General features: G+C 55.5%; 1 pseudogene. It reads left to right on the top strand.

Annotation, left to right across the window (positions count from 1 at the left end):
- Window positions 1-254 (top strand): annotated as a pseudogene (locus JAO32_RS19790) (phospholipase D-like domain-containing protein); the annotation flags it as partial.

The following is a 254-nucleotide window of genomic DNA, read 5'->3' as shown; positions in this document are numbered from 1 at the left end:
CGCCTTCTTAGGCAGTCAGAGTCTCCGCAAGCTAGAGCTGGAGGCACGCCGAGAGATCGGTGTTATCTTCGAAAATGCGCCCGCCATTCACAAGATGATCCATGTGTTTGAACAGGATTGGGAGCGTTCGCAGCCCATGCAGGATGCCGTGCAACCGGCACTTGAACTGCCGGTGCGTCGCGTAGCGAAGATTGTTGCTAAGCACATCCATATGAAGCCGATGGTAGAGGAAGTGCTGGAGAGAGTGCTGGACC

This window comes from Terriglobus sp. ADX1, from assembly GCF_036877645.1.
In the GTDB taxonomy this organism is placed as follows: Bacteria; Acidobacteriota; Terriglobia; order Terriglobales; family Acidobacteriaceae; genus Terriglobus.
This window is presented reverse-complemented; position numbering and strand designations above follow the sequence as displayed.